Consider the following 25389-nt stretch of genomic DNA (forward strand, 5'->3'; position numbering starts at 1 on the left):
TTTAAGCTAATCGTTCTTTACAAGGATTTCGTCTGTAGGTCATCCCCTTTTTCCGGTTGAGGAAGCTGAATAACAAACTCAGTCCCCCGACCTTCCTTACTATTGACCTCCAGAGAACCCTGATGCCCCTGGGTGACAATATCATAACTCAGCGACAACCCTAAGCCTGTGCCCTCTCCGGTGGGTTTAGTTGTGAAAAATGGCTGAAAGATCTTCGCCTTCACGGATTCCGCCATACCCGTCCCATTGTCAGCAATGCGGATTTCGACCGCTCGCTGCCCGCCTGGCTCTGACAGTTGTAATGTACTGACCCAAACGGTGGGCGTGTAGTCCGCGGGTGCTACTTTACGCTGCTCATTGACCGCATAAAACGCATTGGTTAACAAATTGAGCAATACCCGGCCTATCTCCGTTGGTACTACGTCCACCTTGCCTAACGTGGAATCAAAATTGGTTACTATCTGACACTGGAAAGCCTTGTCTTTGGCCCGCTGTCCCTGATAAGCTAGTCGCAGGTATTCGTCTGCCAGCGCGTTCAGGTCGGTGGCTTGGCGCTCACCGGGAGTGCTCCGGGAGTGTTCTAACATGCTTTTGACAATGCGACTGGCCCGACCGCCGTGCAGGGTAATTTTTTGTAGATTCTGTTCTAAATCACCCAGAATTTCCCCCGCGTATTCTTTGTCGGCTACCGGCAATTGCTGAAATGGGCCTTCTTTAAATTCTTCAATGAGTTCGGTGCTCACTTCAGAAAAGTTAGTCACGAAGTTCAATGGATTTTGAATCTCGTGAGCGATGCCTGCTGTGAGCTCTCCTAAACTAGCCAGCTTCTCTTTCTGAATAAGTTGAGCCTGCGTTTCTTTCAGCTCGTTCAGGGATTGACTCAGTTGGGCCGTGCGGATGCTTACCTGCTGTTCAAGGGTTTCGTTCTGAGTAGTTAGCAGATGCTGCTTCTCCTGTTCCTGAGCCAGCGTCTGAGCCGACAACGCTTCCACCTCCAGCAGCTTTTCGGCCAGTGAGTGGTTGGTTTGCGAAAACTGTTTAGCCAGAAACAGGGTCACACCAACCGGGGAGCTGAGCGTGCTCAGGTTATAAAACACATGAAGTAAAATGTGTCTGGTATACGGGTTCACGGGTAAGAGCGGAACGGCCAGATAAGCAATCAGAAAGACAATGAAACCGATCGCTCCCATGGTCAGAATCCAGTATTCGGGTCCCCGTTTACGGGCAGCTAACAACAATAGTCGGGTCGACTGGACATCCGTCAGCACCAGGGCTAAAAAAATGCTCAGCCCATCGGGCATGTTTACCTGCAGGGTAAACAGAACAACATAAACACTAAAGACCAGAAGGGCGGTATAAAAGAGAACGCCGATGCGCTTATCAAAGATGATGTAAACGGCACCCAGAAAGGCAAGATGCACCCCAAAGAAAAGCACCAATTGCCCAACGGCCCCGTACATCCGTAAAGGCACACTATGAACGTATTGATAGATAAGGGGTTGGTTCAAATAAGCCCAGGCGGCAAGAAGGCAATAGAGCCCAAACCAGGCATTAACTTTTTGGGCTGGATACCATTTATAAAACAGAAGGTGCAACAGAGATAGAATCAGAAACAAGCCCCCTTTGAAGTAGTCCAGAAATGTAGCATCAAAATTTCCGAAGCTATCCATCCGATACTGGTTGCGTTGGTCCGCCTGGTGGAGCTTAATAAGCAAAAATGGAATTGGCTGGGTCCAGAATTTGAAATAGGGAACCCCCTGCTGCCGCGCGAAACGTACCGCCAGCACCTGATGAGGCTCGGCGCCTAACTGGAAGTGGGTAGCTTGCCACAGGGCCTGATCGGCTCCTGAAGGATTGTAGGCTTCTACCAGGTCAGGATTGGCACTTACCCGGCCAAACTGGCCGATAAGTCGTCCGTTCAGGTAGATCTGCGAAGCGACCTGCTGATCAACGAGCATGCTGATCACCTGGCTGGTTAAGGCAGAATCTACCCGAAGATGCAGCCGCAACCAGCCAATGGACGTTTGCTGGATTTGAGCCAGTTCGGTGATGTTCCGGGTAGGGTCAATAGCTGGCCAGTGCCGATCATCTACATCCACCTTCGCCCAATTCGGGTCATCACCCGCCTGCCACCGCCATCCCTGATTCAGCACGATCCCTTGTACGGGTAAGCTGTCAACACGAACTACGGCCTGACCCAGTGCCTGCCCCCCGGTAATGTACAGGAGAACGACGAGCGACAGTAACTTTATGAACGAGGATATCAAGCGTCGAGGCAGGAATGAGGTCAACCACAAATGATGGCTTAATATACTTAACACAAGTCAATTACCTGCTGCCGGCTTTGAAATTCTATTGACGTGAAACAAACGGTAGTGATCCCATCAGCACAAGTATAGGCAGCAAAAAGCCGCGCTCGGACTCACCCGGCGCGGCTCTCTCAAAAATAGTAGTACCGTCTGTTCTACACCACTGCCGCGTACAGTTCCTCGCGCTGCTGCTTCACGCGGGCGTCGGCGAGGTAGTCGTCGTAGGTCATCAGCTTGTCGATGATGCCGTTCGGCGTGATTTCGATGATGCGGTTAGCAATCGTCTGCACAAACTGGTGGTCGTGCGAGGTAAAGAGTACCGGCCCTTTAAAGTCGATCAACCCCCGGTTTTCGGCTTCGATCGATTCGAGGTCGAGGTGGTTCGTTGGCTCGTCGAGTACCACGACGTTCGCACCCGACAGCATCATCCGCGACAGCATACAGCGCACTTTTTCACCTCCCGACAGCACCGTTGCTTTCTTCAGCGACTCTTCGCCCGAGAACAGCATACGACCCAGGAAACCGCGGATAAAACTCTCGTCTTTCTCCGCCGAATACTGCCGCAGCCAGTCAACCAGGTTCAGGTCGGTCTGGAAGTATTTATCGCGGCCCGCATCGTTGGGGAAGTACGCCTGTGTGATGGTAATGCCCCATTTAAATTCGCCTGAATTGGCTTTGCGCTCACCCGCCAGGATGTCGAACAGGGCGGTTACGGCCAGACCATCGCGGCTATAGAAGAAAATCTTGTCCTCGCGGTTCACCCGGAACGACAGATTCTCGAACAGCTTGGTGCCATCTTCGGCCGTGTAGCTCAGGTTTTCAACCGTCAGAATCTGGTCGCCTACTTCACGATCCGGCTTGAAGTTGATGTACGGGTATTTCCGCGACGACGGTTGAATGTCGTCAATCGTCAGCTTTTCGAGCAGTTTGGCGCGGCTGGTAGCCTGCTTTGACTTCGACGCGTTGGCCGAGAAGCGCCGGATAAACTCTTCCAGTTCCTTGCGCTTATCTTCTACTTTCTTGTTCTGATCCTGCCGTTGTTTCAGGGCCAGTTGGCTCGACTCGTACCAGAATGAATAGTTACCGGCAAACAGCTTCACTTTACTGAAGTCGATATCGACAATCTGCGTGCAGACCTGGTCGAGGAAGTGACGATCGTGGGATACCACAATCACCGTGTTAGTGAAGTTAGCCAGGAAGTTCTCCAGCCAGATGCTCGATTCCACGTCGAGGTTGTTGGTAGGCTCGTCGAGCAGCAGAATGTCGGGGTTTCCGAACAGGGCCTGTGCCAGCAACACGCGCACTTTCTCCGAACCGTTCAGATCCGACATCTGGGCGTAGTGCATGTCTTCCTTAATACCCAGACCGCTCAGCAGCGCAGCCGCGTCCGACTCGGCATCCCAGCCGTTCATTTCGGCAAATTCTGCTTCGAGTTCGGCCGCCCGTTCGCCGTCGGCATCCGTGAAGTCGGTCTTGGCGTAAAGCATATCCTTTTCCTGCATGATGTCGTACAGGCGCTGGTTGCCCATAATGACCGTTTGCAGCACCGGGTACTCGTCGTAGGCCGACTGGTTCTGCTTAAGCACCGACATCCGTTCGCCGGGCGTAATGGATACCGAGCCGGTTTGCGGCTCAATTTCACCCGACAGAATTTTCAGAAACGTAGACTTCCCGGCTCCGTTGGCGCCGATGACGCCATAGCAGTTGCCAGGAGTGAATTTAATATTGACATCGTCGAACAACACCCGCTTCCCATAGCGGAGTGAGACGTTTTGAACCGTAATCATTGAGTCGTTTTCCCTTGAATTTTAGCCACAAAGGTACGAAAATTTACTGCCATTGTCAGGACCGGCTACGCATTTTCGGTCTATTGGCGTATGTTTCGGGGTTACCGGAACTCAAACCCTTTCATAAACTCATCGCGGTAGCTACGGCCAACGGGGATGCAGTACGAACCGATATAAATTTCGTGTTCGCTGAATGAATCCACGTGCCGCAGGTTCACGGCGTAGGAACGATGCGTACGGACCACGTCGGGCGTCTGGAGCTTTTCCAGTACTTTGCCGAGCACCAGCCTCAGGGTGTATTTGGATTCTTTTGTGATGATGTCCGTATAGTTGCCTTCCGACTGCAGGTACAATACATCGTCGATCCGAAACTTCGTAAAGCGGTAATTCTGCTTGATAAACACGTACTCTTTCGTGTGCAGCATCAATTCGCCCTTCCCGATCTGCTCGGCCCCTTCCGGAAGGGTGTGACTACCGTTACCAGCCGACACCGTACCCAGGTCGTCGATACCCGGCGACAGGGCAAAATTCTGAATAGCCAGATCAATGGCACTTCGCAGGCTGAAATCGTTAAAAGGCTTGGTTATATAAGCCGAAGGCGAAACCGTTCGCGCCCGCTCAAACGTATCGTTGTCAGTCAGCCCGGTGAGAAAAATCAAGGGGCTCTGCTTGACTTGCCGCATCCGACGGGCCGTTTCGATGCCGTCCCATTCGCCCAGAATGTGAATATCGAGCAGCGCCAGATCAATCGGGTACTCCTGGTATAAGGCAAGTGCCCGCGGACCATTGTCGGCCACGGCAACGACCTGATACCCCATCTGTGACAATCGATGCGACAAGTCCATGCTGATAATGGCTTCGTCTTCGACGATTAATATATTGATCGGATCCATATACGTATACGGCACAAAGCGAATCCACCACCCGGCGAACTCCGACCTTGTGCGTTAGTTGGATAGAACAGTATGTTTCGAGTGCGTTGATCTACACCTACGGCACTATTCATGGGATTTGCTGATTCTGCGCCCCTACATATAATGTAATGACAGGTATGACGCAGCAATAGATTGGTGGGTACGGATCAGCTTTGCATCGGCAGCGGCTAGCGTATTGCCGAAAAATGTGTCTGCACAGGTCATCGAACCATGGTCGATTTCCTTTTCAGCACCCTAAAATGTGTAGATGGTGGTTATAGTACACCCATGCCTGACGGATGCACGTAAATAAACATACGAAGTTTACCGAAATACCGATTACTTCGTATGACCAACTGACGCAATTTGGGTGTATTCTCTGCTGCCATCGGCTTCAGCAATGCCGGAACAGATGATGCAACAACCCCTCAGGAAGACAGACAAACAGGATGAGAAATTGTCTGTACACGACCAGCGTTCAGCAAGCTGGGTGAAGAGGGTGGGCTGGACTGAAGGATGCGGATTAGTAGTTGTTTTTCCATGTAGCGAGTGTATACAAAGCGTATAAGGCAAACATACTAAAACTTTCATCATATCTCTTTCGGTAAACCTGCGGTTTCTGTTATTATTTGGTAGCTTTATACGTGCAAACTACCTGAAGATCTTGCCAAAGAAACCGCAATGGCTTCAGGAAAGACAGGCTGTACACTCTCTGTAATTGTTTGTTACCTCATCATGCAGCAAGTTATTGACTTCTTTCGTCGCCTGACCGACATGAGCGACTGGCCCCCGCGCTGGTTCTGCGGGACCTGGTCCGACTTTCACGGTTGGTTGTATATTATCTCGGATCTGACCATCTGGCTGGCTTACATGGCGATTCCGCTGATTTTGGTTCGGTTCGTTATCATAAAGAAAGGCGTACCGCTATCGGGTGTATTCTGGCTGTTTGGTGCGTTCATTCTCCTCTGTGGCCTGACACACCTCATTGATGCCATGATGTTCTGGCTACCGGCCTACCGAATTAACGCCCTGATCCGGTTCCTGACGGGTATCGTATCTGTGGCCACCGTGATTGCTCTGATTCGTTATTTCAACGAGGCCGTTGGCCTGCGGACCTCCCGGGAATACGACCGGGAACTGTCGTACCGGCAACTGGCCATGCAGGAACTGACTCGCTCCAACCAGGAACTCCAGCAGTTTGCCTACGTAGCCTCCCACGATCTGCAATCGCCGTTGAAAACCATTACCAGCTACCTGACGCTTTTTGAAGCCAAACACGGTGCCCAGCTCGACAGCGATGCCCGGCGGCTCATCACCGTATCGGCCACTGCGGCCGAACGGATGCGGCATCTTATCAGCGATTTGCTGGAATTTTCGCGGGTGGGCAGTGAGGTAGCCTTTACTCCGGTCGACCTGAATCGACTCGTCGACGAAATTACGGAAGAGCTACAGGCCGAAATTCAGGCAACCGGCGCAACGATTGATAAATCCGTACTGCCAACAGTTCTGGGGCATAGTAGTGACCTGAAACAACTCTTTCAGAACCTGATCACCAATGCCATTAAGTACCGCCGTCCTGGCGTGGCTCCTCAGATCAGAATCCAGGTCATGGATGAGCTTCATCAGTACCGGTTCGCCATCAGCGATAATGGTATCGGCATCGAACGGCAGTATTTCGACCGGGTATTTCAGATTTTTCAGCGGCTACACGGCCGCAACGAGTATTCCGGAACTGGAATCGGGCTTGCTACCTGTAAAAAGGTTATTGATATTTACGGCGGTCAAATCTGGCTCGATAGCGTCGTTGACAGTGGCACCACCGTTTACTTTACCATTCCTAAAGTCATAAAACACCTCCATCAGTATGCCAAGGCCGATTCGTTGCATTCTCTTAATTGACGACGACCCCGACGACAACTACATCCATCAGCTTATCATTGACGAAACCGAACTGTGCGAAACAGTACGTGTTGCAGAAAATGGCCAATTGGGACTGGCCTATTTAACCAAAACGGATCATCCGGACTACGTACGGCCGGATATTATTCTGCTGGATATAAATATGCCCGGCATGAATGGGTTTGAGTTTCTCGAACACTACCGGCAAATTGACCCAAGCCTGCAAAGTCGCGTGGTGCTGCTGATGCTGACCACCTCGCTCTTTCCGGCCGATACCACCCGGGCTCGCCAGTTCAGTGAAGTGAAAGGCTATCTGTCGAAGCCTTTATCGCAGGATATGCTTCAGACCATTGTGAATCAACACTTCAGTTGATGCGTTAGCTACCATAAAAAAGGCCGGCTGGACAACTCCAGCCGGCCTACCTATATACTTGACCGTTACTGCGCCAGGAGCTGTTTTCCCTGCGCCAGAGCCGCATCCAGTCCGGACGCATCAGAGCCACCGGCCGTAGCAAAAAACGGTTGTCCGCCCCCACCGCCTTTGATATTTTTGGCCAACTCCTTCACCACCTGCCCGGCGTTCATGTTTTTACCTTTGATCAGCTCGTCTGGTAGCATTACGGCCAGTTGGGGCTTGCCGTTGATGTCGGCGCCCAGCACCAGTGCCAGGTTATCGACCTTTGCTTTCAGATCGTAGGCCAGTTGCTTGAGCGCGTCGGCCGACGGTACGTCAACCTTTTCCACCAGGACGCTATGACCGTTGGTCGCTTCAACTTTATCCAGCAGTTGATTTTTCAACTGCTGCACCTTTTCGTTCTGGAGCGCTTCGACCTGTTTCTGCAGAGCGCTTCGTTCTTCCAGCAATCCCTGAACGGCTTTCACGAGGTCTTTCGGGGCTTTCATCAACTCCTTCAGTTCGTTGACGATGGCAAACTGCTCGTTCACCAGGGTTTCGGCTCCAAGGGCGGTTTTGGCTTCTACCCGCCGGACACCGGTTGATACCGACCCTTCTGACGTAAATTTAAACAGACCGATATGGCCGGTTGATGGTACGTGTGTGCCACCGCAGAGTTCGACGGAGTAGTCAGGATCGAACGTAATAACCCGAACAAAGTCGCCGTACTTCTCACCGAACAGGGCCATCGCACCCAGTTCTTTAGCTTCTTCGATCGGTACGTTCCGTTTTTCGTCGAGCCTGATGTCTTCGCGGATTTTCTCGTTGACGATCCGCTCCACTTCGGCCAGTTGTTCGTCGGTTACTTTCTGGAAGTGCGAGAAGTCGAACCGCAGGGCATCGGGGCCAACGTAGGAGCCTTTCTGTGCTACGTGCGTACCCAGCACCTCACGCAGGGCCGCATGAAGCAGGTGCGTAGCGGAGTGATTACTGCACGTCAGCTCGCGACGTTCGACATTGATGCTGGCATATACCTGATCCGCTTCTGTCAGTAAGTCGTCAATACCCCGTACGTCCTGCACAATGTGAATCGGCAGGTCGTTTTCTTTCTTCGTGTCCAGCACCGTTAACGTACCGATCGACTCACCACCCGCGAACAATTGCAGCGTACCCGTGTCGCCAATCTGTCCACCCGATTCGGCGTAAAACGGTGTTTTATCGAGCACGACCTGCACCTGCGTGCCTTGCTTATTCTGAATCTTGCGGTACTTTATGATCTGGGCGTAGGCTTCCGGCTGATCGTAGCCGACAAACTCCGTCCGCTCCGATTCCGCTAGTTCAACCCAGTCGCCCGCCGACGAAGCGGCATCTTTTCGGGACCGGGCTTTCTGCTCGGCCAGTGCCTGCTGGAAACCCTCTTCGTCTATCTTGAGGCCCTTTTCGCGGGCAATCAGCGCCGTGAGGTCAGCCGGGAAGCCGAACGTATCGTTCAGTTCGAACACCGTTTCGCCGGGGATGGTATCCTTGCCTTCGCTTGTCAACTGACCGATGATCTGATCCAGACGACCCAGCCCCGTTCCCAGCGTCCGCAGGAACGCAATCTCCTCCTCCCGAATCACCGTAGCAACGAAATCGCGCTGGGCGTTCAGCTCGGGGAATACGTCGGCAAACTGCATCGCCAATGTCGGCACGAGTTTGGTCATGAACGGCTCGGTCAGGTTCAGGTACGAGTAGCCGTAGCGAATGGCCCGGCGCAGAATCCGGCGAATTACGTAACCGGCCTTGGCGTTCGACGGCACCAGTCCATCGGCAATGGCGAACGATACGGCCCGAATGTGGTCGGCAATCACGCGCATGGCTACGGCCGTCATGCCGCCCTCGCCGTACGAACGACCGCTGAGTTCTTCAATGACGCCGATGGTGCCCCAGAATACGTCGGTGTCGTAGTTCGACAGTTTTCCCTGGATAGCCATGCATAACCGCTCGAAGCCCATGCCCGTATCGACATGGCGGGCAGGCAGCGGTTCCAGCGATCCGTCGGCCTTGCGGTTGAACTGCATGAACACGAGGTTCCAGATTTCGACAACCTGCGGGTGGTCGGCGTTGACGAGTTCCTTGCCGGGCTTCTGCTCAACCTCAGCCTGGGGGCGCAGGTCAACGTGAATTTCGGAACACGGACCACACGGCCCCGTGTCGCCCATCTCCCAGAAGTTATCTTTCTTATTGCCGTAGATGATACGGTCTTCGCCAACGATCGGCTTCCAGAGATCGAATGCTTCCTGATCGAACGGGACACCGTCGCGCTCATCGCCCTGAAACACCGATACGTAGAGCCGGTCTTTCGGCAATTTGTAAACCTCGGTCAGCAGTTCCCACGCCCAGGCAATGGCTTCCTTCTTGAAGTAATCACCAAACGACCAGTTGCCGAGCATCTCGAACATCGTGTGGTGGTACGTATCAAAACCGACATCCTCCAGGTCGTTGTGCTTACCCGACACCCGCAGGCATTTCTGCGTATCCGCGACGCGCTTCGACGGGGGCGTTCCGTTGCCCAAGAAGAAGTCTTTAAACTGCGCCATGCCCGAGTTGTTGAACATCAGCGTCGGGTCGTTTTTGGCAACCAGCGGAGCCGAAGGAACAATCAGGTGTTCTTTAGAACGGAAAAAGTCGAGAAAATGCCGGCGTATTTCGTGGGAAGTCATATTTTCGGTAAACTGTTAGGCAGTTTGTGGTTCGTACTAATCGGACGCAGGCAATCCCTGGTGAAACGAACTACGGACCACAAACCACAAACTACAAACAATCAGGCCGCAAATTTACGGCAAAACTTGCGTTTTTTCAGGAAGGTCAGGAAGTTTGTCGTATGGAGCAGCCGGGCAAACGATACTACAGCATACGGGAAGTAGCCGACATGTTCAGCACGAATACGTCCAAGCTACGCTTCTACGAAACGGAGTTCCCAACGCTCAAGCCTAAGAAAAATCGAGCTGGCGACCGCATCTATACGCAAGCCGACATCGACCACCTGAAGGAGATTTTCGAACTAATCGACGGTAAAGGTTTTACGTTGGCCGGAGCCCGCGACTACCTCAAAAGCCGCATATCCAGCCAGCGCGAGAACGCCCGGATTATTGCCCGGCTAAACGAAATCAAGGCGTTTTTGCAGCAGGTCCGCAACAGCCTCGACGCACCCGACGCCGTCAGTACCACACAATCACCTGATCAGCCGGCTTCCGCTGAATATCCGGCACCGTTGCATCCGGAGCCGGGTACCCCACCGGAATAAGCAGAAACGGTTTTTCGTTGGCCGGTCGCTCCAGCAGCTTCGTCAGAAAGTCCATCGGGCTGGGCGTATGGGTGAGGGCCACCAGCCCCGCGTCGTGAATAGCCGCCAGCAGAAACCCACAGGCCAGCCCTACCGATTCCATCACGTAATAATTGTTTCGCTTCTGATCGCCAACGGGTTCGTAGATTCGCCGAAACACCACGATCAGCCAGGGGGCCGTTTCGAGGAATGTTTTGCGCCAGTCCGTCCCGAGGGGTGCCAGGTCGGCCAGCCACTCCGGCGACATCCGCCCATTATAACTGCGGTACTCTTCAGCTTCGGCCGCTTCCCGAATCTGCTGCTTCAGGCCCGGATCGCCCACCACACAGAATGTCCATGGCTGCTTGTTCGCGCCCGACGGTGCCGTTGATGCGGCCATGATTAACTGCTCGATGACCTCGCGCGGCACCGGCCGATCCGAAAAGTCGCGCACCGTCCGCCGACGGTTGACGTGTTCGTAAAACGCCCGGCTTCGGCTCAGTAGTTCATCGTCGGTGGGAATAAACGGGGGCTGATAAGGCAACATACAGGGAACCGTTAACCTAAACTTTATACGTGGCGCAAAACTAACGGCCTTTCCGGATAGTTTTTTGCAAAACACTCAACGTATATGAAGACGGCACGAAACGTCGCGTGTCTGATCCCTTTTTACAACGAAGGGGAACGACTTTTCGACGTACTGAACGTAGTGACGCAGGTTTGTTCCATCACGCAGATTATCTGTATTGACGATGGTTCAGACGAGAACTGTTGTCCGGAAATTGAGGCCCGCTGGCCGCATATTGAGGTGATTCGACTGACCGAAAACCACGGGAAAGCCGGTGCCATCAAAGCCGGACTGTCTGCCGTACGCGAAGAACTGGTTTTACTCATGGACGCCGATCTCCAGGATATCAGCCCCGCTGAACTGGAGCAGGCTATTCAGGCCATCCGGAACCACGACGAAGTTGATATGGTGATCCTGCGCCGGGTCCATGCCGATTGGTTCGTTAAATTTAATCGGGGCGACATTCTGCTGTCTGGCGAACGGATTATCCGCAAACGGGACCTCGATGCTATCTTTCAACAGACGGTCGAGGGATTCCAGCTTGAAGTGGCCATTAACGAATACATGCAGCAGCACCGTAAAGTAGTACGGTGGTTTCCGTGGTCGGCAACGAACACCTACAAAATGGACAAGCGCGGGCCGGTAGAAGGGTTTCTGAAAGACGCCCAGATGTACGCCGACATTGTAACGTACGTCGGGCCGGTGGCCTATGCCCGGCAGATGGTGACCTTCGCGCGAAAACCGCTGCGGAGTTGATCGTTGATTGTGGAGTCAGGTTCAAAACCTGACTCCACCGTATTGTGAGGTCGGATGCTTACATCCGACCCGTGAGGTTTCTCAAAACCTCGCTGGTCAGGTTTGGAACCTGACCTCACTCCCGAGCTGATCTCACTTCTGGCCTCATAGTGCCTTCATAAACGCGACCAGCGCTTTTTTTTCAACGGGCGTCAGGTTCAGTTTGTCGTCCGGCAGGGTCTGATTCTCCAGGTTAAAACCCAGGCCGTTCCCTCCACCTTTGTTATAGAATTCAACCACCTCGTCGAGCGTCCGGTACACGCCGTTGTGCATATAGGGGGCTGTCTTTGCTACGTTGCGCAGGGTCGGGGTTTTGAATGCATACTTCAGTGCATCGATTTTCGTGTGTGCGTTACGTCCCAAATCCGGGTCGATTTCCGTTTCTGCGATGGTGGCCGGTACGCCAATCACCTCTGATTCGCTGTCGGTGTAGCCGGGTGGCACCGTACCGTTGAACAGGGGCATAAAATGGCAGATACCGCATTTGGCCTTGCCCATGAACAGGTTTAACCCGCGTACTTCCTCGGCCGACAACACCGTTTTCTGGCCCCGCATATAGCGATCGAAACGCGAGTCGAATGACAGCAGCGTCCGTTCGTAGCTCGCCAGCGCATTCTGAATTTGAAAAGGGTCAATCGGGCCGTTTTTGGTTGGAAACGCTTTTCTGAACAGAGCTACGTACGACGAATCGACCTGTAATTTTCTGGCTACCTCCTCCAGCGAACCGTCCATTTCACGGACGTTATGCACGACGTCGAACGACTGGTTTTCGAGCGACGACGCCCGCAGGTCGTAGAACTGCCCGGCCTGCAAAGCCGCGTTCAGCAAGGTGGGCGTATTGCGGCCGATGAGCCCCTGCCCCGTCAGGGTTTTGTTCTTTACCAGGCCGTCCGTAAAGGCTTTGTCGGGCTGGTGGCAGCTTATGCAGGCCCGTTGGTTATTGGCCGACAGCACCGGGTCGTAGAACAACCGCCGACCCAGTTCAATCTTGGCCGGATTCATCCGGGCATCGGCCGTAGCGGCATAGGCATCCGGATCAAAGGCGTTGGCTGCGAACAGCGTTTCGGCATTGGGGCGCAGCGGGCGACGGTCCTTGAACGGTTCAATACCCAGTGTTTTCTGATACGTCAGCAGTTGTTTCGACATCGGATTGGCGTAGGTCGTGATGAAGTGCGCCCGGTCGAAGCTGTCGAAATCGGGGTGTTGATTCAGATAGTCGGCCGCTTGTTGGAACTGGTTGTCCAGGGCCGCGTACTCCGGCAAGTCCGTTCCGAACTGGGTCAGGTATGTCCGCATCGACGTTAGCACCACGGCTGCTTCGGGCATGGCGGTCTGGCACAGGGGCGTATCAAAACCAGCCATCCCGAGCGAAATGATCCGGAATACTTCAAGCCGCAGAAGATCGAAGATGTGCGCATCGGTGAAGTCGGTAGCCACCCAGAGCGTCTGGTAGCGACTGACTTCACTGGACAGTTTTTTCACTTCCCGCACCAGATCAGCCCGGCGGGCCGGATCGAATGTCGGGTACAGATATTCTTCAATGACCTGTAAGCCCTCCGGCTCGAACAGTTTATTTTCTTCAACCTCTATTTCCGGCAAGGGAGGTCCGTTGACCAGCCGCGACCTAGCCGGGAAGAAGTATTCGGTGAAGGACTCAATTCGCTTATAAGCTACCCGGCAGGCCAGAAACGCCCGCCGGAGCGAATCGACCGACTGGCTGCGTTCGGTTAGAGGCAGCAGTTGATGCTTCGTCAGGTCGGCTAACTGCTGTATGTTCTGGCTAACCTGCTGCTTGATTTGCGCGACCGGCGACAAGAAGGGCCGATTAGCACGCATCAGTAGACTCAACACCAGTACCCAGACGACGGTGACACTCAGCAGCGTCAGCAGGAGTCGAATCGGATGTTTCTGCATGGTTGTCGAAAACAACGAACCCCTCGACCCGACGACCGAAAGGTGATACGACTACATATCGGTCAACCTAACGGGCTAGTCCTCGCACAATGATTGTCTGCCCTCCTTCGGTGTATGAGCCGGTTGCACCATCTGATATGCTGACCGCCTTGGTTACCGAACTGCCATCGGCGTTGCTGAATTTCATGTCGCGCCAGGTGTGAACGTGCAGGTTGACCAGAAACGTATTGGGTACGCCAATGATATCGGAGATGTCGAGCATGGCGCCATATTCCCAGGAGCCGAGATTAGGTACGTTTGTTGAATTGTATTTGGCGTTGAAAGTCGACTCCGCACGACGGTGATTCATTTCCAGTACGGGTTTATTCTGTCCCGAAGCCAGACTGTATTGCCAGATTCGGGCGTCGTGCTTATTACCCGGATAAAACGAATCTGAATCTTCCTGGATGTAAACGTAGTTCTCCGTCGCGCACAGGTTGTCGGGGTTGACAATGCTGTTACCCGGATCAACTTCGCCGTCAATCAGCGGGGTCAGTTTGCCCGCCAGCGGATTAGCCGCGTCCAGCGCCAGTTTATAAACGCGGCCCCACATTGTCTTACCGACGGCCGGCCCCTGCGCGATTCCGGTCACGGAGAAAAACACCTCCCGGCTATTAGGCCCGCCCCCTTTGCGGTAATCGACATCTTCGATTCGGGCAAACTGGATAGCTTTCTTCTCGACCGACTGCGCAGCAATCTGCCCACCCGTAGCTTGTTTAGGACTGTCCACTTCGACAAACTCAACGTCGTACGTCTGACCAACTTTCAGGTTTGTTTCGACGGGGTCCTGGTTCCGGGTGCGTAAGAAATATAGTTTGCCGTTTTGCAGGTCGCCTACCGTATTGGCTACATACGCCAGCAGTTGACCGTTGCCGTCGTCTTCCCCGATGATAATGACCGTTTTTCCGGCAAACGCATCTTTGGGCAGCGGTACGGCATTTTCCATCGAAGCCTTACCCAACGCCGGTAGTACACGATTCTGATTTTTTTTATCGGGCGTCCCGATCGGGCTGATAGCCTGCACCATCGATTCGGGACCACTTTCACCAGCCGTCAGGAACAGCGGCCCAAAACCGTGTATGTCGGGGGTGGCTAACGTAGCTGAACAAAGCCGCCACAGGCTGCCGTCATGATCCAGCAGGTATTCGCCTTTGACGGGCTTGAACGTACTGTCCAGCGTAATCCGTGAAACGGACCGTAGGTATTCGTGATTGGTAATAAAGAAGTAGCCCCGGCTATTTGGGTCTTTCATCAGCCCAGCCCCATCGGGTTGTCCGCCGTACACATACGTCGGTGAGCGCTCCAGCTTGTCGTCCGAACTAAGCAGGGCGTTCACCTGCAGCGTTTCAAAACCCGGCATCGTTTTGACCAGCACGGGCGTAACCGAATAATCGCCCAGTACAATGTTGTTCTGCTCAACAGCGGGACTTTCCTCACGGGTACAGGCAGTTATGCCCAACAACAGCAGGGCTAGGGCAGCCGATGCGGACTGGCTGAAAATGCGCATACGTACAAAGTTGAGATGGGTAACTATTTACAAATCTACTAAGTACTTTGCACTTTCATATGATGTCGTAAGTCCTACCGTTGGGTAGCTACGGGCAGAGACCTATAATTTCGCTTACAAAGCCTTCATGAACGCGACCAGCGCCTGCTTTTCGATGGCGGTCAGATTCAGTTTATCAAACGGTAGCGTCTGGTTCTCAAGATTGAAACCTAAGCCATTACCACCCCCTTTGTCGTAGAACTCAATCACGTCGTCCAACGTCCGGTATACGCCGTTGTGCATGTAGGGTGCCGTTGAAGCAGCGTGGCGAACAGTCGGCGTTTTGAAGGCGTAACGGTGCGGTTCGCGTTTGGTGAGCACAAATTTTCCTACGTCCGGATCAACCAGTTTGCCATCGGCGGTGGCCGGAGTACCGAGCACCTCGCTCTCGGTTTCCTGATAGGCCGGCGGAACCGTACCGTTGAACAAGGGGAAAAAGTGACAGGTCGCGCACTTGGCCTTTCCCATAAACAGATTGAACCCAAGCTTTTCCTCGGCCGTTAACGCTACCGGCTGATTGCGCAGATACCGGTCCACCCGCGAGTCGAGACTCACCAGCGACCGGACGTAGCTGGCCACGGCATTCTTCAGCGTCTGTTCCGTCACGCCTTCTTTGTAGGACTTTGCAAACAGCGCTTTGTACGTTGGGTTTTCCTGCAGTGCCTTTACAGCCTGGGGCAGTGACCCGTGCATCTCCTCGGTATTTTGGATTACGTCGCTGGCCTGATCCTCCAGAAAGACGACCCGTGAGTCGGCAAACTGTGCTGCCTGTAGAGCCGCATTGAGCAGTGTTGGTGCGTTTCGGGCAATACGTCGGCCACCAACGCCCACGGCCAGGCTCTTGTGTTCGCCGTCTGTAAACGCCTTGTCGGGCTGGTGGCAGGTCGCGCAGGTACGTCCCGGCTGACCCGACAGAATCGGGTCATAGAACAGCATTTTTCCCAGCGCCACCCGTTCGGGAGTTGACCGCTGGTCGTTGAAATTCACGAAGTAGTTCGGGTCGAATGCATTGACATCAATGAGCGTACGGGCCGTCGTTGACAGCAGGCGAGACTCCTTGAAAACCGGAATTTGCAGCGCCTGCTGGGCATCGACAATCAGTCCGCTCAACACGTTCGCTTCCTGTCTGATGAACGTAAGCCGATCGAAGTCATTGAAGCTGCGGGCGGTTTGCAGCGATTTTACGGCGCTGGCAAAAGCGTTGTCCAACCGCTGAGCAAGTTCAGGATTCCGGGTAGCCAGTCGATAATGAGTGAGTTGCTGTTGCAGACTGTTAAGCGCACTCACCGCTTCGGGCAGCGAGTGAAAAGCAACCGGCGAGTCGAAGCCGGTGATGCCGAGGGTAATGATCCGGAACACCTCCAGCCGCACAGCATCGAACACGTGGCTATCAGTGAGTTCATTGTTCTCGGAGATTTTTCGGAGCCGGTTCACGTTCGAACGGAGCAGGTCCGCCTGGTGTACCGCGTCGGCGTGGCTGGCGGTATCAAGCACCGGAAACACCAGTTCTTCCAGTACCTGAAATCCCTCCGGCTCGTTGACCCGCAGGTCGTCATCTACTTCCGGGATGTTCGGGCCGTTGAGCGCCCGGGTGGTTTCGGGGCTGTAGTACGTCGACAAAAATTCGATTCGTTTATAAGCCAGTCGCGCCTGTTGGAATGCCGACTGGACAACCGCTGTCGGTTGGCGCTGCCCGATGGCCCGTTGAAGCTGACTGACGGCGCTGTCCAGCTCAGTAATTTCCTGCATGAACTGTGTCTTCACAGCCTCAGCCGGTTTTGGTTGCGGCCTCAGCCAGAAATAAAGAGCCGTTAGCAGGGCTGCACCCAGAATAAGAAAGGCAATCGGCCGGAGCCGAAACCGAGATTTGGTATTGGTGTCTGTGGTTACTGGAATCATAGCGTTGATGAACAAATGAACCGGATATAAAAAGCCTGACCGGTACGGAGTCCAGTCAGGCATAGTTACTATACGTTCGTCGGCTTAGCGCGGCAGCCCTTCGACGATGACAATCTGGCTTGCCTGACGCTCGGCTTTACGTTTTGACCCGCCATCTACGCCAGCGTATTTGGCATCCGTCCAGGTGTGCGGCTGAATGCACAGCATGAACGTGTTCGGGCGACCAGTTACATCAGAAATATCAACCATGGCCCCGTATTCCCAATCGCCAAACTTCGACGTACCCCCTACGTTATATTTAGCCGCATCGGGAGCAGTCCGGCGATGATCCAGTTCCAGTACTTTGGTCAGGGCACCAGTCGTCAGGTTATACTGATAGACGTACGAATCGTGCTTTTCATCCCCGTATCCGTTCGGGTCTTCCTGCGTGTAGAGGTAGTTTTTGGTTACGCAGATGTTGTCAACATTCTGGAACTCCTTGGCGATACCGTTACGGTCGTCGCCATCCAGCACAACCTGAAGCTTACCTTTGAGAGGATCGTTCGGGTCCAGCATCAGCTTGTAAACTCGGCCATATTTAGTACGTGAGTAGTCGGCATTGGCTCCCGAAGTAGCCTGACCCGTTACGTTAAAATAAAGTTCGCGACCCACGTTATCTTTCCGGTAGTCAAGATCTTCAACACGACCAAACTTCATAGCTTTCAGTTCGTTAACCTTCGCGTTGATCTGCGCCCCCGACAGGGTTTTGTGGTTCTCGATCTTAACAAATTCGACATCGTGTACATCACCCGCTTTCATGTCCATCTCACGCTGGTTGTTGTCCTTGCGCTTCAGCATGTAGAGTGAGCCATTTTCCAGATCGCCAGGTTTATCAGAAACGTACAGGGCCACCTGACCACCGTTTGTGGCGGAATCATCGTCGCCAATGATGATAACCGTCTTGCCCGGATAAGCGGTCTTAGGCAGCGGCACAGCGTTTTCGGCACTCCAGCGACCCAGCGCTTCTACTTCGCGGGAGATAGCGGCCTGCTGTGGATCAGCGTCAACCCGCAAAGCGTGCGTACGCGACTCTTCGCCACTTTCACCACAAGTCATGAAATAAGGCCCGAACCCATGTTCGACCGGCGTAACGAGCGTCGCTGAACACAGACGCCACTGACCACCGTCAGAGTTCAGTACGTATTCTCCCTTAACCGGCTTGAAGGATTTGTCGAGCGTGATGCGCGACACGGAGAAATTATCCTCGTGGTTAACCATGATGGAGTAGGTACCGTCCGGATTCTGGAACAGACCTGCTCCGTCTGCCGAACCGCCGAAAACGAAATTAGGCGACTGTTCGAGTTTGTCGTCGCTGCTGATGAGTGAGTAGATTTTGATGGCGTCGGCGTTCAAACGTCCGCCCGCTCCCGCGATTGGCCGTACCAGCGCCGGCGTTACAGACGTGTTCTGAAGAGTAATGGCAGGGCTGTTCGGATCGCGGTGGTCAGTACAGGCCGACACCGCCAGCAACGTCAGTGCTGTAGTTGTTGAGAGTAAACGTTTGCTACGATACATAGCTAGAGTACGAGTATGAAAGTTTAGACAAAGTAACTCAGCACCCTTTACCTGAATATTACACCAATGTTACATGACTGCTAAGGTTAGTGAAGATTTATAACAAAAAATTCATATGCATCTGCTTGCACAAAATTACGCCATCCATAAAATCACTAAACTTGCACTGGCTTGTGTCTGAGCTGGCTTTACCCACCGATTTGTGACTGATTCTTTACACCCAATTGCCCTGACCCTCGCTCCCGGCGTAGGCAGTATTCTTGTTCGTCAGCTCGTTAGTTACTGCGGCTCAGCAGCCGATGTGTTCCATTCGTCGCCGGCCAAACTCCAGAAAATTCCCGGTATCGGCGAGGTAACAGCCCGCGCCGTTCTTAAGCCCGGCTTACAGACCGAAGCCGAGCAGGTACTCAAACGACTGGAGCAACTGAACGCCCGGGCTCTTTTCTACACGGACCCGGATTATCCGTCGCGCCTTAAACCACTCTACGATGCGCCCACCCTGCTGTATTACCGTGGTCATGGCAACCTGAACGCCACCCGAACCATCGGGCTGGTCGGTACACGGCAGGCTACTGACTACGGCCGGCGCATTACCGACGAGATCGTTCAGAGCCTGGTACCCTACGGAGTCAGTGTCATCAGCGGTCTGGCCTACGGCATTGATATTGCCGCCCACCGTGCCAGCCTGATCAACGGCCTGCCCACCATCGGAGTCATGGCCAGCGGACTGGATGTTATATACCCGGCCGTACACCAGAAAACGGCGCAGGAAATGCAGGAACAGGGGGGCCTGCTGACCGAGAGCGTTCCGGGTACTAAACCCGATGCGCACCTGTTTCCGGCCCGCAACCGCATCATCGCAGGTCTGAGCGACGCTATCGTTGTCGTTGAAGCTGCGGCCAAGGGAGGTGCCCTGATTACATCCGAATATGCCAACAATTACCATCGTGAGGTGTTTGCCGTACCGGGCCAACTGACGCAAACGTTTTCGCAGGGTTGCAACAAACTGATTCGGGAAAACAAAGCACAGATTTACACCAGCCCGCCCGACCTGATCGAAGCCCTCAACTGGGATCAGCCTGCGGTTAATGAGCCCCGCAAACAACAGGCCCCTTCCCTACCGCTCGACATTACAGAAGAGGAAAGTCAGGTTGTGGCACTGCTCCGGCAAAGTGCCGATCTGCACATTGATGAGCTAAGCTGGAAGAGTCAGATACCGATGGGCCGACTGGCCTCGGTGCTGCTCAATCTGGAGTTTCGGGGGTTTGTGCGCTCACTGCCCGGGAAGAAGTATCAGGTAGTGTATGCATAGGCATTTCGTCTTTAAGGTCCACTCCCGACAGGCGCCGGATGCTCATTTCGGTCAGCAGATACATTAGTTTCTGAACGGCAAAATCATATGGCAAGCCATCAGGCCGGATGTTCGATACACAGTTCCGCGACTCGTCGGTAAGGCCGGGACGGGGCCGGTAGGTCAGATACGCCCCGAGGCTATCGGGCGAGGATAACCCCGGCCGTTCACCAATCAGCACGACCACCAGGTCAGCCCCCAGGCCGTGGGCAATCTCATCGCCGATGGCAACGCGGCCCTGTTCCACTACGCATAGCGGCACCGTCGCCCAGCCGACTCGTTTGCTTTCGGCCACCAGCCCCGTCAGCACCGGCACGGCGTGGCGGTTCACGGCCGTAGCCGACAATCCATCGACCAGTACAATGCTCAGCGAAATCTCGGTGTACTGCCCGGCGTTGGCGCCAACCAACTCTGTCGACTGCGCATCGAGCCGCCGACCCAGATCCGGCCGTTGCAGGTATTGTCGCCGGTCGGGGGCCTGGCTGTGGAGCAGCAACGTACCTCCCTGAACCTGATTAAGCTGATCACGGAGTGTTACGGTATCGAGTTGCGAGTACACGGCATCACGGGCACAGGCATGATCAAGCTGAAAGTCGAGCATGGCCCGGGTAGGCAGGCTGTGTCCGGTGCGGCCCTGTGCAATACGGGCGGCCGTGTGAGTTCGTAGAAACGCCCAGGGATCGTTATGAATCATGCCGCATTTTAAATACACACACTCACCTTTTTGGTAGACAATTATAAAAATTCAATAAGATAATAAACCTTTTTAGAACATCCTGCCAACAAGATAGTTAGAGATGTCGAAACTGTACACTCAACGTTTCACAAAACAACAATGGGCAATTTACTATACACCATTGCAGTCATCCTGATTATCATTTGGCTGCTGGGTTTCCTGGGCTTCAATAGCTTTGGACTGGGAGGCCTCATTCACATTTTGTTGGTTATCGCGATCATCGCTATCGTACTTCGTCTGATTCAGGGCCGAAGTATCTGACGAATGGCAAACTCAACGAAAAAGCCGGCTCTATAAGGACCGGCTTTTTTCATGGTAATTCGTTCATTTCCGTTCATACTCCACAAAATCAAAGGCAACTTCGTGCCGGTCGTCGGCGGGATGATGCCGTCGGCTTACTTCCTGCCAGTCGGCCCGGTCAAATTCCGGGAAGTACGCGTCACCATCGTATGCTTTCTCGATTTCGGTAATGTAGAGGGTTGTGGCCATCGGCAGCGCCAGCCGGTAAATCTCCGCCCCACCGATGATAAAAATCTCCTGATTGTTAATTGATTTTGCAGTCGCAACGGCATCCTCCAGCGTATGCACGACCGTAACACCATCAGCCGTGAAGTTCCGGTCGCGGGTCAGCACAATGTTCGTTCGATTGCGCAGGGGCTTACCCAGGGCTTCGAGCGACTTTCGTCCCATGATGACCGGATGGTGGCTGGTTTTCCGCTTAAAATACGCAAAGTCGTCGGGCAGATGCCAGGGCAGATCGTTGTCACTCCCAATGGCCCCATTCTGCGCAACGGCCGCAATCATGCTAAGTTTCATGTACATTAACGGTTTGCCTGAATTTTTGCCCGGCGATCACTCAACTCACGCCAGGTCGTAACAAGGATACCTTCTCTCTCTACAAATGCTTTCAGCGCCGGGTCCATCATGGCCAGCATATCACCCCGGCGGGTTGGCCCCGAATCCGAAATGGATTGGAATGAAGGGCCTGCATCCGTGGCGTGCAGAATAATGTATGTAATACCCGGTCGGCAGCGCTTCAGCAAAGCAATGTATTGTTCTGTTTTGTGTTTGCGCAGGTTCTCGTCCGTTACAGGCACCCCCGCAGGCAGATTCCAGCCGTAGCTCGTACCGTCCAGATCGTCTACTACCGGCAGACCGGCGTTCCATAACTGCTGACCCAATTGCCGGATCAGTTGACGTTGTGCATCCGGCAGCTTGGCCGACTCGCCAATCAACGTAGCATGACCGCCCGGAAAAAGCACCGGGATACGTTCCTCTATGCCAACCTTGACGTACTGCTGCACAAATTTGGGCTGAAACAACGTACCCATATGCGAGTCGATATGCGTTGGCTGAATACCAAACTGCCGGAATCGGGCAATCTGCGCCCGGATCTCCGCTTCGACTTCGCTGGCCGATGCGTGTTCAACCACCTGAGCCACCGAATGCCAGAACGCCCCCTGCTCATCATACAAGCCGGGCGCTTTGTCGCGACCTACCAGCGGAGACCAGCGATAGCCGTTCCACTCTGAGGTTAGCACCAGATGCACACCCGCATCGATGCTGGGATGGTCTTTCAGATACGTCATATACTGCGGAACCCAGCCGCAGGGCATCATCACGCTGGTCGAGCTGGCAATGCCGCGCTCCATGGCATTGCGCGTACCCTGGTTCGACTCAAAGCTCATGCCGGCGTCATCGACGTGGAAAATGACTACTTTTTTACCCTTCGGAAAACCAAGCTTCTCGGCGTAGGTTTCTTCGGTCTGGGCATGGACGTAGAAAAAAGAGACTAGCAGCAGGGTTAGGAGGAATACTTGTTTCATGGGTTTGTCTTGGCCAAGCACGTGCCTGGCCCGTTTAGCAATAAGGAACTGACCAGACTAAGCAATAACAGAGCGCCGTAGCCGCCTGGCCAGTGCATATTAAAGCCGGTTGCCCCGCAAAAACTCCTCGGCGGTCATGCGTCGTTTGCCTTCGGCTTGCAACTGATCAAGGGAAAGCCAGCCATCGGCTACCCGAACTAATATGATCTTCCTGTTATCGGTATAGAGTTTACCCGGCTCAGCCGAACTATTGGCATCACCGGTTGGCTCGGTAGCCTTTGACACACCGTAAATTTTGAAAAATTTCTGGTTCAATATCGTCCAGGCCGACGGATACGGCGTCAGTCCCCGCACAAAGTTGCGAACAACCTCGGCTGGCTGATTCCAGTCAATTTCGGTGTTTTCGCGGGTGAGCTTGGGTGCCGGTTTGAGGTCCGTCGCGGTTGGCTGCGGAATCCGCGGATACGCTCCGGTTTCAATGGCGTTTACCGTTCTAAGAACCAGGTCGGCCCCCCGCTCCATAAGGCGGTCGTGGAGGGTGCCAGCCGTATCGTCGGGCTGAATGGGTTCGTGATCCTGAAAGATCATCTGCCCGGTATCAATCTCCTTCTCGATGAAGAAGGTTGTCGCGCCCGTTTCGGTTTCGCCGTTGATGATCGCCCAGTTAATCGGCGCAGCGCCACGATACTGAGGTAACAAGGATGCATGGAGGTTGAAGGTACCCACCGTTGGCATCGCCCATATCACCTCGGGCAGCATCCGGAATGCCACCACTACCTGCAAATCGGCCGCGTAGCCGCGTAGTTCCTCCAGGAATGCCGGATCGCGCAGCTTTTCGGGTTGCAGCACGGGAATACCGGCCGTTTCGGCGGCTTTTTTGACCGGCGACGACACCACCTGCAACCCCCGGCCTGACGGTCGATCAGGTGCCGTAATGACGGCCACTACGTTCTTACCCGCGTCGATGAGTCGCTGCAAACTGGCGACCGCGAACTCGGGCGTACCCATAAATATAATCCGAAGCGATTGAGTCATTTTTTATCAGGACGCTGGACATACGACGGTAGGCACTAGACAGTTACGCAAAGTGAATTAGTTTAACGCCCAGCCGGTCCGCCGGCACGGTTCCAACGTACAATGTCCAGTTAACCGTTTCCTATGTTTTTGCACTGTTAGCCCGTGGTGTATTGTCAACGCACGGAAGTATTATTATTTTTGTCCCAGACTTACGAACGGCCGGGCGCTCAAAACGTCCGGCTATCGTTTATGCGAAGATCGAACGATCCATATTACCGACTGGTCCGACGACGATTCTGACGTAGCTGCAAAGAAAACCCTTTTTGGTTGCAGAACGGACAGTGTGCCGTTCTTTTGTTTTTTACGGGCTTACGCGAAGCAACAGACGACCGGACGGTTCCTAAACCAGTGTGAAAAAATTGTAACGAGTAAGTAAACTCATGGGAAAGATTTCGTATTACACCGAAGAAGGACTCAATCGGCTCAAGACTGAGCTGAATGATCTGAAAACTAAAGGCCGGGCCGACATTGCCCGCCAGATTGCTGAAGCCCGCGACAAAGGTGATCTTAGCGAAAACGCTGAGTACGACGCTGCCAAAGACGCACAGGGGCTGCTGGAACTTAAAATTTCGAAACTGGAAGATATCGTCGCCAACGCCCGTATACTGGATGAGTCGACCATTGACGCGTCACAGGTGTCTGTCTTGTCGACCGTAAAGATCAAGAATACGAAAAACGGTGCCGTAATGACATACACGCTGGTATCGGAAGAAGAAGCCGATCTGAAAACCGGCAAGATATCGGTAGGCTCGCCAATCGGCAAAGGCCTGCTGGGCAAGAAAGTAGGCGACAAGGCCGAAATCAAAGTGCCGGCGGGCGTTATGGAATTCGTTGTGATTGAAATCGGCCGATAATTAAACTGGTTTGAAGTTTGTAGTAGTGAGCATCCCCCTTAACTTCAAACTCCGAACTACAAACTTCAAATTACAAAATGGCTTCCATCTTCTCCCGTATCGTTGCTGGTGAGATTCCGGCCCACAAGATTGCCGAGACCGACGATTATCTCGCTTTCCTGGACGTGATGCCCACCACCACCGGTCATACGCTAGTTATTCCCAAGCAGGAAATTGATTATCTTTTTGCACTGGACGACGACCTGTATACCGGCCTGATGGCCTTTGCCAAGAAGATCGCCCCGGCCATCGAAAAAGCTATTCCCTGCAAGCGAATCGGTGTAGCCGTAATTGGACTTGAAGTTCCCCATGCCCATGTGCACCTGATTCCGCTCAACAGCATGGCCGATATGAACTTCAACAATAAGATGAAACCAACACAGGAGGAACTGGCCCAAACGGCCGAAAAAATCAGATCATTTCTCTAAGTCAAGTCGATAAGCATTTACGCAAAAGGACGCTCCAGGGCGTCCTTTTGCGTTTTTCGGCGCTTTCCCTGTCGTTTTCTACCGAACGATAAATGCGCGGTTACGTCGTTGAAGTTCTCCTTACATTCGCTGCTGATTAGTTAACCTATCCACACT

The 25389-nt window shown here is 53.6% G+C and carries 21 protein-coding genes; 8 read left to right on the forward strand and 13 right to left on the reverse strand.

The window, feature by feature from the left end; all coding sequences use genetic code 11:
• Positions 1–17 precede the first annotated feature (17 nt).
• The 3 genes from BN8_RS18105 to BN8_RS18115 form a co-directional block, all read right to left on the reverse strand.
• Positions 18–2267: a sensor histidine kinase gene (locus BN8_RS18105; RefSeq protein ID WP_051041099.1), complete on the reverse strand. Its 2250-nt coding sequence runs from the start codon at positions 2265–2267 to the stop codon at positions 18–20.
• Positions 2268–2464: 197 nt separating this feature from the next.
• Entirely contained in the window at positions 2465–4096 is a 1632-nt protein-coding gene (locus BN8_RS18110) for an ABC-F family ATP-binding cassette domain-containing protein (RefSeq protein WP_009283373.1), read from the reverse strand.
• 101 nt (positions 4097–4197) lie between these two features.
• Positions 4198–4989, reverse strand: a complete 792-nt coding sequence (locus BN8_RS18115) for a LytR/AlgR family response regulator transcription factor (protein ID WP_009283374.1) — start codon at positions 4987–4989, stop codon at positions 4198–4200.
• A 756-nt stretch (positions 4990–5745) separates the two neighbouring features.
• Between BN8_RS18115 and BN8_RS18120 the strand changes: the two genes are divergently transcribed.
• Both BN8_RS18120 and BN8_RS18125 read left to right on the forward strand, forming a co-directional pair.
• The gene (locus tag BN8_RS18120) at positions 5746–6909 is read left to right on the forward strand and encodes a sensor histidine kinase (RefSeq protein WP_040006231.1); all 1164 of its coding nucleotides are present in this window, start codon (positions 5746–5748) and stop codon (positions 6907–6909) included.
• Positions 6875–7282, forward strand: a complete 408-nt coding sequence (locus BN8_RS18125) for a response regulator (RefSeq protein WP_009283376.1) — start codon at positions 6875–6877, stop codon at positions 7280–7282. The genes BN8_RS18120 and BN8_RS18125 overlap by 35 nt, the downstream gene beginning before the upstream one ends.
• Before the next feature lie 65 nt (positions 7283–7347).
• Here BN8_RS18125 and alaS read toward each other — a convergent pair whose 3' ends face one another.
• Complete coding sequence (gene alaS / locus BN8_RS18130; protein WP_009283377.1) at positions 7348–10005, reverse strand: alanine--tRNA ligase; 2658 nt, start codon at positions 10003–10005, stop codon at positions 7348–7350.
• A 26-nt stretch (positions 10006–10031) separates the two neighbouring features.
• Between alaS and BN8_RS18135 the strand changes: the two genes are divergently transcribed.
• A complete protein-coding gene (locus BN8_RS18135; RefSeq protein ID WP_229368111.1) occupies positions 10032–10589 on the forward strand; it encodes a MerR family transcriptional regulator in 558 nt (185 codons plus the stop codon).
• On the opposite strand, the gene BN8_RS18140 is transcribed toward BN8_RS18135, so the two are convergent.
• A complete protein-coding gene (locus BN8_RS18140) occupies positions 10504–11154 on the reverse strand; it encodes a nitroreductase family protein (protein ID WP_009283378.1) in 651 nt (216 codons plus the stop codon). The genes BN8_RS18135 and BN8_RS18140 overlap by 86 nt on opposite strands.
• 84 nt (positions 11155–11238) lie before the next feature.
• On the opposite strand from BN8_RS18140, the gene BN8_RS18145 reads away from it, so the two are divergent.
• On the forward strand, positions 11239–11931 hold the full coding sequence (locus tag BN8_RS18145) for a glycosyltransferase family 2 protein (protein WP_009283379.1): 693 nt from the start codon (positions 11239–11241) through the stop codon (positions 11929–11931).
• A gap of 144 nt (positions 11932–12075) precedes the next feature.
• Here the strand turns inward: BN8_RS18145 and BN8_RS18150 are convergent, their stop codons facing one another.
• From BN8_RS18150 to BN8_RS18165, 4 genes are all read right to left on the reverse strand, one after another.
• Complete coding sequence (locus BN8_RS18150; RefSeq protein ID WP_009283380.1) at positions 12076–13884, reverse strand: cytochrome-c peroxidase; 1809 nt, start codon at positions 13882–13884, stop codon at positions 12076–12078.
• Positions 13885–13951: 67 nt separating this feature from the next.
• The gene (locus BN8_RS18155) at positions 13952–15430 is read right to left on the reverse strand and encodes a hypothetical protein (protein ID WP_009283381.1); all 1479 of its coding nucleotides are present in this window, start codon (positions 15428–15430) and stop codon (positions 13952–13954) included.
• Positions 15431–15544: 114 nt separating this feature from the next.
• Positions 15545–17368: a cytochrome c peroxidase gene (locus tag BN8_RS18160; protein WP_040006314.1), complete on the reverse strand. Its 1824-nt coding sequence runs from the start codon at positions 17366–17368 to the stop codon at positions 15545–15547.
• A gap of 84 nt (positions 17369–17452) precedes the next feature.
• On the reverse strand, positions 17453–18922 hold the full coding sequence (locus BN8_RS18165) for a hypothetical protein (protein ID WP_009283383.1): 1470 nt from the start codon (positions 18920–18922) through the stop codon (positions 17453–17455).
• A 202-nt stretch (positions 18923–19124) separates the two neighbouring features.
• Here BN8_RS18165 and dprA point away from each other — a divergent pair, with 202 nt between their 5' ends.
• Entirely contained in the window at positions 19125–20234 is a 1110-nt protein-coding gene (gene dprA / locus BN8_RS18170) for a DNA-processing protein DprA (RefSeq protein WP_009283384.1), read from the forward strand.
• Here dprA and eutC read toward each other — a convergent pair.
• Positions 20167–20967 (reverse strand): ethanolamine ammonia-lyase subunit EutC, encoded by an 801-nt coding sequence (gene eutC / locus BN8_RS18175; protein ID WP_009283385.1) that lies wholly within the window; start codon positions 20965–20967, stop codon positions 20167–20169. The two genes, dprA and eutC, sit on opposite strands and share 68 nt — an antisense overlap.
• 141 nt (positions 20968–21108) lie before the next feature.
• On the opposite strand from eutC, the gene BN8_RS32950 reads away from it, so the two are divergent.
• On the forward strand, positions 21109–21270 hold the full coding sequence (locus BN8_RS32950) for a lmo0937 family membrane protein (RefSeq protein WP_009283386.1): 162 nt from the start codon (positions 21109–21111) through the stop codon (positions 21268–21270).
• Positions 21271–21333: 63 nt separating this feature from the next.
• On the opposite strand, the gene BN8_RS18180 is transcribed toward BN8_RS32950, so the two are convergent.
• From BN8_RS18180 to fmt, 3 genes are all read right to left on the reverse strand, one after another.
• A complete protein-coding gene (locus tag BN8_RS18180; RefSeq protein WP_040006316.1) occupies positions 21334–21825 on the reverse strand; it encodes a dihydrofolate reductase in 492 nt (163 codons plus the stop codon).
• 5 nt (positions 21826–21830) lie between these two features.
• On the reverse strand, positions 21831–22835 hold the full coding sequence (locus tag BN8_RS18185) for a polysaccharide deacetylase family protein (RefSeq protein WP_009283389.1): 1005 nt from the start codon (positions 22833–22835) through the stop codon (positions 21831–21833).
• Positions 22836–22934: 99 nt separating this feature from the next.
• Entirely contained in the window at positions 22935–23870 is a 936-nt protein-coding gene (gene fmt / locus BN8_RS18190; protein ID WP_009283390.1) for a methionyl-tRNA formyltransferase, read from the reverse strand.
• Positions 23871–24292: 422 nt separating this feature from the next.
• Between fmt and greA the strand changes: the two genes are divergently transcribed.
• Both greA and BN8_RS18200 read left to right on the forward strand, forming a co-directional pair.
• On the forward strand, positions 24293–24766 hold the full coding sequence (gene greA, locus BN8_RS18195; RefSeq protein WP_009283391.1) for a transcription elongation factor GreA: 474 nt from the start codon (positions 24293–24295) through the stop codon (positions 24764–24766).
• 77 nt (positions 24767–24843) lie between these two features.
• Positions 24844–25233, forward strand: coding sequence for an HIT family protein (locus BN8_RS18200; RefSeq protein ID WP_009283392.1), 390 nt, complete (start codon positions 24844–24846; stop codon positions 25231–25233).
• Positions 25234–25389 lie beyond the last annotated feature (156 nt).

Origin of the sequence: Fibrisoma limi BUZ 3, assembly GCF_000296815.2 — a bacterium.
GTDB lineage: Bacteria > Bacteroidota > Bacteroidia > Cytophagales > Spirosomataceae > Fibrisoma > Fibrisoma limi.